The organism is Metapseudomonas boanensis, from assembly GCF_018704125.1.
In the GTDB taxonomy this organism is placed as follows: Bacteria; Pseudomonadota; Gammaproteobacteria; order Pseudomonadales; family Pseudomonadaceae; genus Metapseudomonas; species Metapseudomonas boanensis.
Genome location: NZ_JAGTIS010000008.1, coordinates 20,727 through 33,950 on the forward strand (window position 1 = coordinate 20,727; position 13,224 = coordinate 33,950).

Sequence of the window (13,224 nt, forward strand, 5' to 3'; positions counted from 1 at the left end):
TATCCGGAGAACTCCCATGACCGCCCTGAACCAAGCCCATTGTGAAGCCTGCCGCGCCGATGCGCCGAAAGTCTCCGACGAAGAACTGGCCGAGCTGATCAAGCAGATCCCCGACTGGAACATCGAAGTCCGTGACGGAATCATGCAGCTGGAAAAGATCTTCCGCTTCAAGAACTTCCGCTACGCCCTTGCCTTCACCAATGCCGTCGGCGCCATCGCCGAGGAAGAAGGCCACCACCCGGGCCTGCTCACCGAGTGGGGCAAGGTCACCGTGACCTGGTGGAGCCATGAGGCCAAAGGCCTGCACCGCAATGACTTCATCATGTCTGCCCGTACCGACGAGGTGGCTGCCACCGCCGAGGGGCGTAAATGAACCATTTCACCAAGGTGGGCCGCGTACCAGGCGACCCCATCCTCGGCCTGATGGATGCCTACCGCGCCGACCCCAACCCGGCGAAGATCGATCTGGGCGTGGGCGTCTACAAAGACGCTCGCGGCCTGACGCCGATTCCGTACGCGGTGAAATTGGCCGAGCAGCATCTGGTCGACAGCGAAACCACCAAGACCTACATCGGCGGCCATGGCGATGCAGCCTTCGGCCAGTTGATGCTGAACCTGGTGCTGGGTGCTGGCAACCCGCTGATCACTGCCGGTCGCACCGGCGCCACCCAGACCCCGGGCGGTACCGGCGCCCTGCGCCTGGCGGCCGAGTTCATCGCCGCCAACATGCCGGGACGCGGTGTTTGGCTGAGCGACCCGACCTGGCCGATCCACGAAACCATCTTTGCCGGTGCCGGCATCAAAGTCGCCCACTACCCCTACGTGGATGCGGCCAACCGCCTGGATGTCGAGGCCATGCTCGCCGCGCTCGAGCGCGTGCCGACTGGCGACGTGGTGCTGCTGCATGCCTGCTGCCATAACCCGACTGGATTCGACCTGGGCCAGGATGACTGGCAACGGGTGCTGGACGTGGTCAGAGCCCGCGAATTGCTACCGCTGATCGACTTTGCCTACCAGGGCTTCGGCGATGGGCTGGAGCAGGATGCCTGGTCCGTGCGGCTGTTTGCCGAGGCACTGCCGGAGCTGCTGATCACCAGCTCCTGCTCGAAGAACTTCGGCCTCTACCGCGAACGCACCGGCGCGCTGATCGTCTGCGCCGCCGATGCCGACAAGCTTACGGACGTGCGCAGCCAGCTGGCCTTCCTCGCCCGCAACCTCTGGTCCACCCCGCCGGCCCATGGCGCCGCCGTAGTGGCGACCATTCTCGGCGACGCCGCGCTCAAGGCGCAGTGGGTCGAGGAGCTGAACGCCATGCGCCAGCGCGTAGCCAGCCTGCGCAGTGGTTTGGTGGAAGCCCTACAGCCATTCGGCCTGGCCGAACGTTTCGCCCACATCGGCGTGCAGCGTGGCATGTTCTCCTACACTGGCCTGTCGCCTGAACAAGTGGCGCGCCTACGGGCGGAGTTCAGCGTGTACATGGTGAGCACCGGCCGTGCCAACGTGGCGGGACTGGATGCGAGCCGAATTGGGGATTTGGCAGCTGCGATCGCCAAGGTGTGCTGAGCAGCCCCTCGCCCGCTTGTAGGTTGGGCCGGGTGGCCCGACCTACGGCAGGCGTTCAGCCTGCTCGGCGAATGGATTGGCTATGTCTGCGTTAGCTATTACTAGCAATCAATGGCCGGGCTGAGAGCCTTGTAGGAGCGGTGTGACGCCGAGTTCATGCTCGCGAACCGGGCCCTTTCGCAAGCAAGCTCGCTCCTACAAGGAATGCCGCCACTCGCAACACTCAACGCAGCCAGAGCCAATGGATTCGCCCCTACGCTCGATTCAATAATCAACTTTCCCCCTCCCCGCCTTGACCGCCCCGCGCTTGGCTTTTCCCTCCAGCCGGCGCTTCTTCGAGCCCAGGGTCGGCTTGGTCGGTCGCCTTGCCTTTTCCACCTTGGCCACGCTGCGGATCAGCTCTGCCAGGCGTTCCAGCGCGTCGGCGCGATTCTGTTCCTGGGTGCGATACTGCTGCGCCTTGATCACAATCACGCCATCGCCGGTGATCCGGTTGTCACGTAGCGCTAGCAGCCGCTCCTTGTAGAAGGGCGGCAACGAGGAAGCCTGGATATCGAAGCGCAGGTGCACGGCGCTGGACACCTTGTTGACGTTCTGCCCGCCAGCGCCTTGGGCGCGGATGGCGGTCAGCTCGACTTCGTCGTCGGGCAGATGGACGCTGTTGGAAATCTCCAGCATGGGGGCAGGCACATGGCAGTATGGGTGCACAGCATAGCCGCCGGGCGTCGCTTTGGCGCGGCTCATGCTCCTTGAAATCTTTGGTTCGATATTCCCGAAGCCAGCACCCTGCAATCGGGATTAACGTAATCCACTGATCGGCAAAGAGGGGCAGTGATGGACTCGATAACCCAGGCGGTGCTCGGCGCCAGCATCCAGGGCGCACTGCTGGGGCGCTGGCAGGGGCGCCAGGCACTGCTTTATGGCGCCGTGCTCGGCACACTGCCAGACCTGGACGTGGTGATCGACTACGGCGATGCGGTGGCCCAGATGACCTACCACAGGGGGTTCAGCCACTCGCTGTTCGTCCTCACCGCCCTGGCCGCTGTGCTCACCTGGCTGATACGACGCTTCCGCCCACACCCAGGCTACACGACACGCCGGCTGTTCCTGGCACTCTGGCTGGTACTGGCCACCCACCCACTGCTTGACGCCTTCACCAGCTACGGCACCCAGTTGTTCTGGCCGCTGGAGATGCCGCCAGTGGCCTGGTCGAGCATCTTCATCATCGACCCTCTCTACACCGTCCCCTTGCTGATCGCGGTGGTCGCCGGACTGGTCGGCGGCCTCAAGGAGAGCACGGCGCGGCTGCCGGTGATTGCGTTGATCCTGTCGAGCCTCTACCTGGCTTCCACCCTTGGCGGCAAATGGATGGCCGAACAGCGCGTCGAGCAGGTCCTGGACCGTCAAGGCATCCGCGCCCAAGCGATATTCAGCACACCGACGCCCTTCAATTCGCTGCTCTGGCGGGTGATCGTGCTGGATGGCGAGGACTACCATGAAGCGCTGGTAAGCTGGCTGGATACTGCCCCTCCCAGACTGGAACGCATACCACGCGGCACCACCCTCGCCCGCCACCTGCGCGACTCGCCCCAGCACCAACGGCTGGTCTGGTTCACCCACGGCATCCTGCGATACGACCAGATCGGCCCGGCGCTGGTGGTCACCGACCTGCGCTTGGGCATGACCGGCTTCCACCCCTTCCGCTTCGTCCTGGCCGAGCAACAGGGCGGCCGCTGGCAGCTGGTGCCAGCGGCCCGGCGCTGGCCGACGGACCGGGGCGACCTGTCTCGTCTGCAAGTGCTGTGGCAACGCATTTGGCGCGAGGATCAGCCCGTACCGTTGATTGCCTGGGCAAATGGTTTGCAGAAGAAGCCTTGATGCATCCGCAAGGATGCAGGCAGTAAGAAGGAGTCACTCACAGAGGAAACAAGGGCGAGGCGCCAGGCACCTCGCCCCTGTCAATCAGCCGACCTCGTAGCCGGCGACCTTGCCAGCCTGGGCCTTGCTGGACAGCTTGAGGCGGTAGCAGCCCCACATCACCAGCAGCCACACCGGAATCGCATACACGGATACCTGGATGCCCGGGATCATCAGCATGATCACGAGAATGAAGGCCACGAAGGCCAGGCACAGGTAGTTCGCCGCAGGGAACCAGAACGCGCGGAAGCCGGTGCGCACACCGTCGCGATCCATGCGCTTGCGGAACTTCAGGTGCGAGTAGCTGATCATCGCCCAGTTGATCACCAGGGCTGCGACGACCAAGGACATCAGCAGTTCCAGCGCGTTGTGCGGGATCACATAGTTCACCACCACGGCGAGGAAGGTCACCAGCGCGGAGACCACCAGCGCACGTACCGGCACGCCACGTTTGTCCACCTTGGCCAGGGAACGCGGGGCGTCGCCCTGTTCGGCCAGGCCCAGCAGCATGCGACCGTTGCAGTAGGTGCCGCTGTTGTAGACGGACAGCGCGGCGGTGAGGACTACGAAGTTCAGCAGGTGGGCTGCGGTGTCGCTGCCGATCAGCGCGAAGATCTTCACGAAGGGGCTGCCGCTGTAGGGATCACCGGCACTGTTGATGGACTGCAGCAGCGCATCCCAGGGGCTCAGCGACAGCAGTACGACCAACGCGCCGACATAGAAGATCAGGATGCGGTAGATCACCTGGTTGATCGCCTTCGGGATCACCTGCTTCGGCTTGTCGGCCTCGGCAGCGGTGAAACCGAGCATTTCCAGGCCGCCGAAGGAGAACATGATGAAGGCCATCGCCATCACCAGGCCGCTCACGCCGTTGGGGAAGAAGCCGCCGTGGGCCCAGAGGTTGCTGACCGCAGCCTGCTCACCACCCGAGCCGCTGAACAGCAGCCAGCAGCCGAGGACGATCATGCCGACGATGGCCACCACCTTGATCATGGCGAACCAGAATTCGGCCTCGCCGAACAGCTTCACGTTGGCCAGGTTGATGGCGTTGACCACCAGGAAGAACACCGCAGCAGTCGCCCAGGTCGGTACCTCAGGCCACCAGAAGTGGATGTACTTGCCGACTGCGGTCAGCTCGGACATGCCGACCAGGGTGTAGAGCACCCAGCAGTTCCAGCCGGACAGGAAGCCGGCGAAGCCGCCCCAGTACTTGTGCGCGAAATGGCTGAAGGAGCCGGCTACCGGTTCTTCGACGATCATCTCGCCGAGCTGGCGCATGATCAGGAACGCGATGAAGCCGCAGATGGCGTAGCCGAGGATCATCGACGGCCCGGCAGACTTCAGCACCCCGGCCGAGCCCAGAAACAGGCCGGTGCCGATGGCGCCGCCAAGGGCGATCAATTGGATGTGGCGATTCTTCAGGCCGCGTTTCAGCTCGCCTGAGTGTTGCAGATCACTCATTGCGTCACCTTTTGTTGTTGTCGTGACGGGATTGAATCCACCGAGCTTGTGGCCCGGTAGACGTTTGCAAGGCAGGTAGACCTCTTACTGCGCGTCTGGCTGCACCTCCGGAGCGGCATTCCTGAACGCTTCGAGGGTTTCGCAGCGTGCAGCGATATCGAGGATGCGCGGATAGCCCGACAAGTCACAGTTGAAGCGCCGCGCGTTATACAACTGAGGAATCAGGCAGGCCTCCAGATAGCCCGGCCGCGTGCCCAGGGAAAGCTTGCCGCCGAATACCTCCAGGCCTCGCTCGACTGCCGCCAGGCCGGTCTCGACCCAATGGCGGTACCAAGTGTCCTTGGCCTCGTCCGACACGCCCAGCTCACCGGTGAGGTACTGGAGTACGCGCAGGTTGTTCAACGGGTGGATGTCGCATGCGATGTGTTGGGCCAGCGACCGCACCTGGGCGCGATGCGCCGGGTCGGCGGGCAGCAGGGACGGCACCGGGAAGACCTCCTCCAGGTATTCGAGGATCGCCAGGGACTGGGCGATGCGCACCTCTCCCCCGGCATTGCCACCATCGAGCAGCAGAGGCACGAGCCCCTGGGGATTCAGTTCGCGATAGGCCGGCTGGTGCTGCTGGCCACCGTCCTTGACCAGGTGCACCGCGACCTGGCGGTAGACCAGGCCCTTGAGATTGAGAGCAATACGGACGCGGTAAGCGGCACTCGAACGCCAGTAGCCGTAGAGGGTCAGTTCAGTATTCATGCGGGCTCCAACAGCCGTTGCCGAGCATTTGAACGCAGGGCAGCGAGGCTTGGTTTTCAGGGATCAGACGACCTGGATCATGCCACGGTGCGGTTGCGGAATGCCTTCGGCATCAGGGGAGGTGAATTCGATGAACGCCAAGGCGTCGCTACCCATCGGGTTGGTTTGCTCGATCAGGGTCACGGCGTACATCCGGCCTCCTCGTCTTATTCTTCTGTGCGGCTCGCTGCCTGTGCAGCGGTAACGCCCTGGATGACCCAATCACACTCTCTGCCAGGTGCTTGAACAAGCGGCTCGAAGCACAGGCGAACGCTCGCAACCACGAGAATCGGCAAGTTTTCCTTACAACGAAAAATATTCATTGATGCCCCCTGCAAAATGCCCTGGCTTCGTAATGAATTATTTACAAGCCGTCTAACCAGGCTTCCAGACGGAACAGCGGTCACCCACGCGCACCCCGACCAACGGTGATTTGCAGGATGGGTTGCGCCGTGCCAGATGAAGGCGACACGCCATTACACCGTATCGAGCGACAGCCGAAGGGACCGCGGGCAATGCCAAGAATGGATGACAACCGCCTGTACGATGAACTCGTCAACCTGTGCTACGAGTGCGTGCTCGACCCTGACACCTGGCGCCCCTGCTCGACCGCCTGGTCATGAGCAGCGGGCATCAACAAGGCGCGCTCCTGTTCCTCGACCAGCGGGAAAATCACCCACAGGTCACCTCGATCCACCTGTGCGACCCGGCCAGCGTGGAGGCCTACAACAGCTACTACCACTAGTTCGATCCGGCCAAGGAGAAGCTGGTCCCGCGACCGGTTGGCAGCTGGTATCACGATCTGGAAGACCTGGGACCACAGCGCATCTGCCGCGACCTCTACTACCAGGAATTCCACATCCCCTACGGCATGCACCACATTTCCTGCATCAAGCTCCATGAGGAGACTGACTCAGGCGTCTACCTGTCATTGCTCACGGCCGTCGGTGCAGCCTTGCCGGAAAGTCGCCACCGAGACCTGCTGATGCGCCTCAGCCCGCACCTGCTCAGGGCTGCACGGATGTCCAAGCGGTTCGAGAACCTGGAACTGGAAGTGGCCAAGCGCGACCTGCGGCTCGACCGCCACCAGACCCCGGTGTCGCTGCTCAGTGATGATGGCCGCCTGGTGTTCTGTAACCGCGAGGCAGAAAAACGCTTGGCTGAACCGGCCGCCCGGGCACTACGCTGCCGCCGCAGAATCATTGCGCGAGCGCTGGACGATACCTGCGCCCAGCCCGGCAAACAGGCGCGCGTGCTGTGCATTGCCGGCGGACACTTCCGCGAAGTGGAGCTTTCCCGCGCCCTGCGACATGGTCAGTTCGCTGAAATGTGCGTCTTCGACGACGATGAAACCTGCCTGGCGACCGTTCGACGCAGCTATGGAGCGCTGGGAGTCACGACCTTGCAGGGCACTCTGGAACAGCTGCTGGCCGGGCAGTTCGAGTTCGATGGATTCGACCTGGTGTATTCCGCCGGGCTTTGCGAACTGCTGGACGACCGCACCTGCGAACGCCTGGCGCAGCGCCTGTTCCATGCGGTGAAGCCGGGAGGCCGCCTGCTGCTGGGCAACATGCGCCCGGGCATTTCCGCAATCGGTTTCCTGGAGGGTCTGCTGGACTGGCACCCACACTACCGACAGGACTCACGCATGCTCGGACTGCTGGACGGTATCGACTGCAACGAGATTGCTTCGGCACGGGTATTCCATGACGTCGGCCAGCGCGTCGTCTTTCTGGAGGCCGTGCGCTACGGATAAACCGGAGCACCCCGGCCACTCAGTTCTGCAGGTGGCCGTAAAGCTTGGCGTAAAGCCCGCCCACGGCGATCAACTGCTGGTGATCACCGTCTTCGGCGATATGCCCACCGTCGAATACCAGCACGCGGTCGGCCTGCTTAACCGCCGACAGCCGGTGGGCGATGATCAGCGTGGTGCGGCCATTGAGGAAGGTGCCAAGGGCCTGGTGCAAGGCGTACTCGGTGGCGGCGTCCAGGGCTGAAGTGGCTTCGTCGAGGATCACCACCTTGGGCTCGGCGAGCACCATCCTGGCAATCGCCAGACGCTGGCGCTGGCCACCCGAAAGGCGCACACCGGAACGGCCGACGACAGTCTCCAACCCTTGCGGCAAGGCCCGGATGGTGTCGGCCAATTGGGCGATTTCCAAGGCCCGCCAGCAGGCCTGATCACCGCGTTCGCGGCCCATGGTCAGGTTGGCGCGGACGCTGTCATTGAACAGGGCGGGATGCTGCAGCACCACCGCGACATTGTCCCGTACCTGGGACAGGCCGATTTCCTCCAGCCGGCAGCCGCCGAAGCGAATGCTGCCCGCCTGGGCCCGGTAGAGGCCGAGCAACAGCTGCACCAACGTGCTCTTGCCACCACCGCTGGCGCCGACGATGGCCACCTTTTCGCCCGGGGCGATGGACAGGTCGAGTCCGTCGAGCACCGGCTCATCGGAGTACGCGAAGCGCAGGCCGCTGACCTCGATACCGACGGTGTCGCGCCCTTTGAACGGGTCCAGCGCGGGGACGTATTGCGGCTCGTCGGCCCGCGCCAGCAATTCGTTGATACGCCCCAGGGCCGCGCCGGCAGCGTAATAGGAGTACTGCAGGCCCAAGAGCTGCTCAACCGGGCCGATCATGAACCAGAGGTAGCTGAACACCGCGAGCATCTGGCCGATCGAGAGATCGGAGAACAGCACCGTCAGCATCGCCGCGGCGCGGAAGAAATCGATACCGAACTGGAACAGCAGGCCACTGGTGCGGGCTGACGCGTCGCTTTTCCACTGCGAGGCCACGGCATAGTCGCGGACTTCCTGGGCACGCTGGCCAAGCCGACCGAAGAAGAAGCCCTGGCGATTGCTGGCGCGCACCTCCTGGATCGCCTCAAGGGTTTCCGTCAATGCCTGGGTAAAGCGAGCGGTGCTGTCGTTCTCCAGCTTCTTCAGGTGCTTGACACGCTTGCCGAGCTGCACCGTGGCGTAGATCACCAGCGGGTTGAACAGCAGGATCAGCAGCGCCAGTTGCCAATGCATCCAGACCAGGATCGCCGCTGTGCCGGTCAGCGTGAGCACCGCCACCAGGAAACGACTTAGGGTCTCACCGACGAACTTGTCGAGGGTATCCAGGTCCGTCACCAGGTGGGCGGTGACGGTACCGCTCCCCAGGCTCTCGTATTCGCCCAGGGAGATACGTTTCAGCCTATCGATCAGGCGGATGCGGATGCGGTAGACGATGTCCTTGGCCAATTGCGCGAACAGGCGGGCCTGCAGGACGTTGAACACCAGGGCCATGCCACGCAGCACCAGGGTCGTCAGCAGCATCAGGCCGATGTAGCCGGTGGCATTCTCCCAGGCAAGGGGCAGAAAGTTATCCATGAAACGCAGAGCGGCATCACCCCGCTCGAGCAGCACTTCATCTACCAGCAGCGGTAGCAGTAGCGGGATCGGCACGCTGCAGAGCGTAGCCAGCACGGCCGCCAGGTTGGCCAGCCAAAGGGCCTTCTTGTGGCGCAGGGCCAGACGGCGGACCTCCGCCCAGCTCAAGCGATCAGGCATGGAGACCTCGCTCCAGCCAGCGCTCCAGCAAGGGGGCAAGCTCGTCCAGAGGCTGATAGCCGTTGGTCAGCAGCGCCAACTGGCCATTGCGCTCGGCCAGCAACGTCGGGAAACCGGCAATGCCCAGGTCCTGGACCCAGGTGAAATCCGCCGCGGTGGCCTCACGGGTGGCAGCCGCATCGAAGGCCTCGGCGAACTCGATGCGTGGAATGCCCACCTGCTCGGCCAGTTCAACCAGGGTGGAGGCCTGGGTCACGTCGCGCCCCTCGGCATAAAAAGCATGCTGGATGCGGCGCACCAAGGGCCACACGGCTGCGGGATCGAGACCCCGAACCGCGACCAGTGCCCGGCAGGCCGGCTCGGTGTCATAGACGAAGCCGTCAGGCAGGGCACCCTCGAAACGGAAGGGCTGGCCAGTGGCCTGATGCACGGCCTGCCAATGCTCGAGGATATAGCGCCGGGTATTCATATCCAGGGCCGAACCATGGCCGGCTCGCAGGCCGCCCGCCACCAGGTGCAGTGGCACACCGGCGGCCTTGGCTCGCGTGGCGAGGGCCTCGGCGACCGGAGCAAAACCCCAGCACCAGGAGCACATCGGATCCATCACGTACAGCAGGCGAGCCTTGGACACGCTTACATCTCCGTTGCTTGGCGGGGGTCGCGGCCGATCGGGTGAGGCAAGTTGCGCGCCTTGGCGAGCTCGATCTGCTTCTGCCGCTCTCGAGCACTGGCACGGGTCTTCTCACTCAGGCTGTCCCAGCAGTGCGGGCAGCTGATCCCCGGTGCGTAATGCGGCGATTGGCGATCCTCGACCGAAATCGGGTTACGGCAAGCATGGCACTGGTCGTAATCCCCTTCAGAAAGATCGTGGCGCACAGTGACCCGATTGTCGAAAACAAAACAGTCACCACGCCAGAGGGTTTCCTCCTGGGGCACTTCTTCCATGTACTTGAGGATCCCGCCCTTGAGGTGGAAAACCTCCTCGAAGCCTTCGTTCAGCATGTAGCTGGACGCCTTTTCGCAGCGGATGCCGCCCGTGCAGAACATGGCGACCTTCTTGTGCTTGGCCGGGTCGTAATGGGCCTTGATGTAGTCCGGGAACTCGCGGAAGGATTTGGTTCTGGGATCGACCGCCCCTTCGAAAGTGCCGATGGCCACTTCGTAGTCGTTGCGGGTATCGATCAGCAGCACCTCGGGGTCGCTGATCAGGGCGTTCCAGTCCTTCGGCTCGACATAGGTGCCGACCTGCTGGTTGGGGTCAACACCCGGTACGCCGAGGGTGACGATTTCCTTCTTCAGCTTGACCTTGGTGCGATAGAAGGGTTGCTCGGTGCAGTAGGACTCCTTGTGGTCCAGGTCCGCCAGGCGCGGATCGGCCTTGAGCCAGGCGAGCAACGCGTCTATGCCTTCGCGGGTGCCGGAAACAGTGCCGTTGATGCCCTCTTCGGCCAGCAGCAACGTGCCTTTGATGCCGTTGTCGGTGAGGGTCTTGAGCAGGGGTTCGCGCAGCGCAACGTAGTCCTTCAGAGAGACGAACTTGTATAGCGCCGCAACAACGATCTGGGTCATGCGGGTATTTCCTCCAGTGGTCGCCCGCGTAAGGGGCGGACCGGGGTGATAGAAACGACTGCGCCGGCTTGGCCGGCGCGGTGCGAAGTCTACCAAAAAGCCGCAGCCTGCTGGCTGCATGAAAAGGTCTCAGGTGCCCAACGGGCACCCGCAAACCTGTCTCAGGATCTCGCGAGCTGCGGCCAGCGGATCCTGGAGCAGATTTCAATGGTCGTGCTTACTGCCGCCCTTGCACGTCGGCGAGTCCGGTGCCGCGCCCTGCTCCACCCACTCATCGGGCGTGTAGGTATGCAGGGCCAGGGCATGGATCTGCCCCATCAGCTCGCCCATGGCGGCGTAGACCGCCTGGTGGCGCTTGACGACGCGGAGTCCTTCGAACCGTGGGCTGACGATCACCGCCTTGTAGTGGGTTTCCAGGCCACGGCTGTGCATATGGCTTTCGTCCAGCACGTCAAGGTGCTGGGGTTCGAGCGCTTGCAGGGCGACCAGGATGCGATCACGCATGGACATGCTGCTTCTCCACTCAGGGCTTTTTCTTATCCTGGGGGGCCAGCTCGCCGGTCATGTCGCTGAGCAGCTTGTTGACCTCGGGCACGGCACTCTCCAGGCGGCTCTGGGTGAGCTGGGCAGATTGCTGGGTGAGCGCGGGCATCTTCTCCAGCACCTTCTTGCCCAGCGGCGATTCGTAAAAGGCGATCAGGTCCTTGAGCTCGCTCTCGCTGAAGTTGCTGGTGTAGAGCTTCACCAGATCCGGCCTCAGCTTGTCCCAACCGACGGCCTTGTCCAGGGCAGCATTGGCCTTGGCCTGGTAACTCTCGAGGGTGGCCTTCTTCGCAGCAGGCGCCTTGGTCTGCTCGAAGCGCTGGGCGAACATTTGCTGGACCTGGGCGTATACGGGCACCGTCAGCTTGTCCGCATGGGCAAGCTTCAGGAAGCGCTCGGCATTGGCAGCGTGGCTAGCAGCGTCGGCCAGGACCTGGCCGCTGGCGCAAGCCAGCAGGACGGCAGTGCAGAGTACGCGGAACTTGGTCATCGGGTTTCCTTGTCTGGACAGGGCTGGGGTTGTGCCCGGAAGTCGGTCATTCTGCGCTCAAGCCGTTACCAGGCTCAAGCCGCCAGGTTCAGACATCATCCCGGCGAAAATGTGCGCGACCAGACACCACTGAATGATTGCCAAAGTGCCATCACTTGCTCATGATTTCGCGCCGTGGGCATGCTTGCGTTCATTCGGCATCAACCGCAGCTCATTGGCGCGGCTTCCTAAGCCTTTGTAGCCTGGATCGCACAGCGCCACCCCAGCACACACATGGACGTGCCTGATGAATAGCCCTATTTCGGCCCTGAATGCTTCCGGGCTCAACAACTTGTGTGACGCTCAAGGCGAGCTCGACCCGGCCGCCATCGGCTGGTCCAGCCGCCCCAGGCTCAACTGCGCCATCCCTGGGCATTTCGGCCGTCGCAAGCGCTGGAACCACTGGTGCGTCACGACTCCGCATTGGATGTTGTCGCTGACCCTGGCCGATCTCGACTTCATTGGTTATGGCGCCGCCTATTTCCTCGACCTCAACAGCGGCAGATCCGTAGCCCACACCCAGCTGCGCGCCTTCGCCCGTGGCTGTTCATTGCCTGATTTACCCCTGGAAAGCCATGAATTCCAGCATCCACGGCTGCACATCAACGTGGAAGAACACCCGGGCCGCCTCCGTCTGACCGTCGCAGCACCGTCTATCGGCGGCCAGCCGCTGCAAGTGGCGCTGGACGTGCAGCGCCCTGCACATCTGGACTCGGTCAACCTGGTCGCCCCGCTGGCAGGGAAAGGCTTCCATGCCTGCAGCCGGCAACTGGGCTTGCCAGCAAGCGGCGGCGTGCAGCTGGGCGATAGCCACTATGACTGCGCACCTGGCCAGAGCTTCGCTGCTCTGGATTTCGGTCGTGGCATCTGGCCCTTCAAGAGCCATTGGACCCGCGCCGCGTTCGCCGGCCCAGGTGGTATCGCTGGCAACTTTGGATCAGGCTGGACCGACGCCAGCGGATTAACGGAAAACGCCCTGTGGTTCGGCGGCAAGCTGTCCAAACTGGACCGTCCAGTGCAAATTATTCAGGACACCTTCTCGCCATTGGCCCCTTGGCGACTCGAGACCGCTTGTCGGCGAGTGGAGCTCACTTTCAGTCCTCTGCACCTGCACCATGCCCGCCCCCGCCTGGGCCCGATCTACGCCGATACACGCCAGTGGTTCGGCCGTTACGACGGTGTGCTGCGTAGCCCGGTGGGGGAGCGCGTGCCGGTCACGAACGTCCAGGGCTGGCTAGGCGCGACCCATGCGCGCTGGTAATCGCCTCGGCCTATTGAACCGAGTGCTCGAGATACGGC

The 13,224-nt window shown here is 63.3% G+C and carries 15 protein-coding genes; 6 read left to right on the forward strand and 9 right to left on the reverse strand.

Annotated features, from left to right (window positions below; genetic code table 11):
- Positions 1–16: 16 nt before the first annotated feature.
- Complete coding sequence (locus tag J7302_RS15260; protein ID WP_215376316.1) at positions 17–373, forward strand: 4a-hydroxytetrahydrobiopterin dehydratase; 357 nt, start codon at positions 17–19, stop codon at positions 371–373.
- Complete coding sequence (locus J7302_RS15265; RefSeq protein ID WP_215376319.1) at positions 370–1,563, forward strand: amino acid aminotransferase; 1,194 nt, start codon at positions 370–372, stop codon at positions 1,561–1,563. The genes J7302_RS15260 and J7302_RS15265 overlap by 4 nt, the downstream gene beginning before the upstream one ends.
- Before the next feature lie 264 nt (positions 1,564–1,827).
- On the opposite strand, the gene arfB is transcribed toward J7302_RS15265, so the two are convergent.
- The gene (gene arfB / locus J7302_RS15270; protein WP_215377059.1) at positions 1,828–2,241 is read right to left on the reverse strand and encodes an alternative ribosome rescue aminoacyl-tRNA hydrolase ArfB; all 414 of its coding nucleotides are present in this window, start codon (positions 2,239–2,241) and stop codon (positions 1,828–1,830) included.
- Positions 2,242–2,397: 156 nt separating this feature from the next.
- Here arfB and J7302_RS15275 point away from each other — a divergent pair, with 156 nt between their 5' ends.
- A complete protein-coding gene (locus tag J7302_RS15275; protein ID WP_215376322.1) occupies positions 2,398–3,441 on the forward strand; it encodes a metal-dependent hydrolase in 1,044 nt (347 codons plus the stop codon).
- An 84-nt stretch (positions 3,442–3,525) separates the two neighbouring features.
- Here J7302_RS15275 and J7302_RS15280 read toward each other — a convergent pair whose 3' ends face one another.
- The 3 genes from J7302_RS15280 to J7302_RS26550 form a co-directional block, all read right to left on the reverse strand.
- Positions 3,526–4,941, reverse strand: a complete 1,416-nt coding sequence (locus J7302_RS15280) for an amino acid permease (protein ID WP_215376325.1) — start codon at positions 4,939–4,941, stop codon at positions 3,526–3,528.
- Between the two features lie 84 nt (positions 4,942–5,025).
- Positions 5,026–5,691, reverse strand: a complete 666-nt coding sequence (maiA, locus tag J7302_RS15285; protein WP_215376328.1) for a maleylacetoacetate isomerase — start codon at positions 5,689–5,691, stop codon at positions 5,026–5,028.
- Positions 5,692–5,754: 63 nt separating this feature from the next.
- Positions 5,755–5,883 (reverse strand): hypothetical protein, encoded by a 129-nt coding sequence (locus J7302_RS26550; RefSeq protein WP_394359096.1) that lies wholly within the window; start codon positions 5,881–5,883, stop codon positions 5,755–5,757.
- 466 nt (positions 5,884–6,349) lie between these two features.
- Here J7302_RS26550 and J7302_RS26855 point away from each other — a divergent pair, with 466 nt between their 5' ends.
- Together J7302_RS26855 and J7302_RS15290 are read left to right on the forward strand one after the other, a co-directional pair.
- Positions 6,350–6,475, forward strand: a complete 126-nt coding sequence (locus tag J7302_RS26855) for a hypothetical protein (protein WP_285899551.1) — start codon at positions 6,350–6,352, stop codon at positions 6,473–6,475.
- Between the two features lie 126 nt (positions 6,476–6,601).
- Entirely contained in the window at positions 6,602–7,486 is an 885-nt protein-coding gene (locus J7302_RS15290; RefSeq protein ID WP_215376332.1) for a class I SAM-dependent methyltransferase, read from the forward strand.
- Positions 7,487–7,505: 19 nt separating this feature from the next.
- On the opposite strand, the gene J7302_RS15295 is transcribed toward J7302_RS15290, so the two are convergent.
- The 5 genes from J7302_RS15295 to J7302_RS15315 form a co-directional block, all read right to left on the reverse strand.
- Positions 7,506–9,284 carry an ABC transporter ATP-binding protein gene (locus J7302_RS15295; RefSeq protein WP_215376335.1) on the reverse strand — a complete coding sequence of 593 codons (1,779 nt, stop codon included), beginning with the start codon at positions 9,282–9,284 and terminating at the stop codon, positions 7,506–7,508.
- A complete protein-coding gene (locus J7302_RS15300) occupies positions 9,277–9,888 on the reverse strand; it encodes a DsbA family protein (protein ID WP_394359094.1) in 612 nt (203 codons plus the stop codon). The genes J7302_RS15295 and J7302_RS15300 overlap by 8 nt, the downstream gene beginning before the upstream one ends.
- Before the next feature lie 29 nt (positions 9,889–9,917).
- Complete coding sequence (gene trhO / locus J7302_RS15305) at positions 9,918–10,853, reverse strand: oxygen-dependent tRNA uridine(34) hydroxylase TrhO (RefSeq protein WP_215376338.1); 936 nt, start codon at positions 10,851–10,853, stop codon at positions 9,918–9,920.
- A 204-nt stretch (positions 10,854–11,057) separates the two neighbouring features.
- The gene (locus J7302_RS15310; RefSeq protein WP_215376341.1) at positions 11,058–11,363 is read right to left on the reverse strand and encodes a BolA family protein; all 306 of its coding nucleotides are present in this window, start codon (positions 11,361–11,363) and stop codon (positions 11,058–11,060) included.
- A 13-nt stretch (positions 11,364–11,376) separates the two neighbouring features.
- Complete coding sequence (locus J7302_RS15315) at positions 11,377–11,886, reverse strand: DUF2059 domain-containing protein (protein ID WP_215376344.1); 510 nt, start codon at positions 11,884–11,886, stop codon at positions 11,377–11,379.
- 286 nt (positions 11,887–12,172) lie between these two features.
- On the opposite strand from J7302_RS15315, the gene J7302_RS15320 reads away from it, so the two are divergent.
- Positions 12,173–13,186 (forward strand): DUF2804 domain-containing protein, encoded by a 1,014-nt coding sequence (locus J7302_RS15320; protein ID WP_215376347.1) that lies wholly within the window; start codon positions 12,173–12,175, stop codon positions 13,184–13,186.
- Positions 13,187–13,224 lie beyond the last annotated feature (38 nt).

Coding starts and splice junctions, on each gene's coding strand:
- J7302_RS15260 (WP_215376316.1), top strand. CDS start 17: ATGACCGCCCTGAACCAAGCCCATTGTGAAGCCTGCCGCGCCGATGCG.
- J7302_RS15265 (WP_215376319.1), top strand. CDS start 370: ATGAACCATTTCACCAAGGTGGGCCGCGTACCAGGCGACCCCATCCTC.
- arfB (WP_215377059.1), bottom strand. CDS start 2,241: ATGCTGGAGATTTCCAACAGCGTCCATCTGCCCGACGACGAAGTCGAG.
- J7302_RS15275 (WP_215376322.1), top strand. CDS start 2,398: ATGGACTCGATAACCCAGGCGGTGCTCGGCGCCAGCATCCAGGGCGCA.
- J7302_RS15280 (WP_215376325.1), bottom strand. CDS start 4,941: ATGAGTGATCTGCAACACTCAGGCGAGCTGAAACGCGGCCTGAAGAAT.
- maiA (WP_215376328.1), bottom strand. CDS start 5,691: ATGAATACTGAACTGACCCTCTACGGCTACTGGCGTTCGAGTGCCGCT.
- J7302_RS26550 (WP_394359096.1), bottom strand. CDS start 5,883: ATGTACGCCGTGACCCTGATCGAGCAAACCAACCCGATGGGTAGCGAC.
- J7302_RS26855 (WP_285899551.1), top strand. CDS start 6,350: ATGAGCAGCGGGCATCAACAAGGCGCGCTCCTGTTCCTCGACCAGCGG.
- J7302_RS15290 (WP_215376332.1), top strand. CDS start 6,602: ATGCACCACATTTCCTGCATCAAGCTCCATGAGGAGACTGACTCAGGC.
- J7302_RS15295 (WP_215376335.1), bottom strand. CDS start 9,284: ATGCCTGATCGCTTGAGCTGGGCGGAGGTCCGCCGTCTGGCCCTGCGC.
- J7302_RS15300 (WP_394359094.1), bottom strand. CDS start 9,888: ATGGATCCGATGTGCTCCTGGTGCTGGGGTTTTGCTCCGGTCGCCGAG.
- trhO (WP_215376338.1), bottom strand. CDS start 10,853: ATGACCCAGATCGTTGTTGCGGCGCTATACAAGTTCGTCTCTCTGAAG.
- J7302_RS15310 (WP_215376341.1), bottom strand. CDS start 11,363: ATGTCCATGCGTGATCGCATCCTGGTCGCCCTGCAAGCGCTCGAACCC.
- J7302_RS15315 (WP_215376344.1), bottom strand. CDS start 11,886: ATGACCAAGTTCCGCGTACTCTGCACTGCCGTCCTGCTGGCTTGCGCC.
- J7302_RS15320 (WP_215376347.1), top strand. CDS start 12,173: ATGAATAGCCCTATTTCGGCCCTGAATGCTTCCGGGCTCAACAACTTG.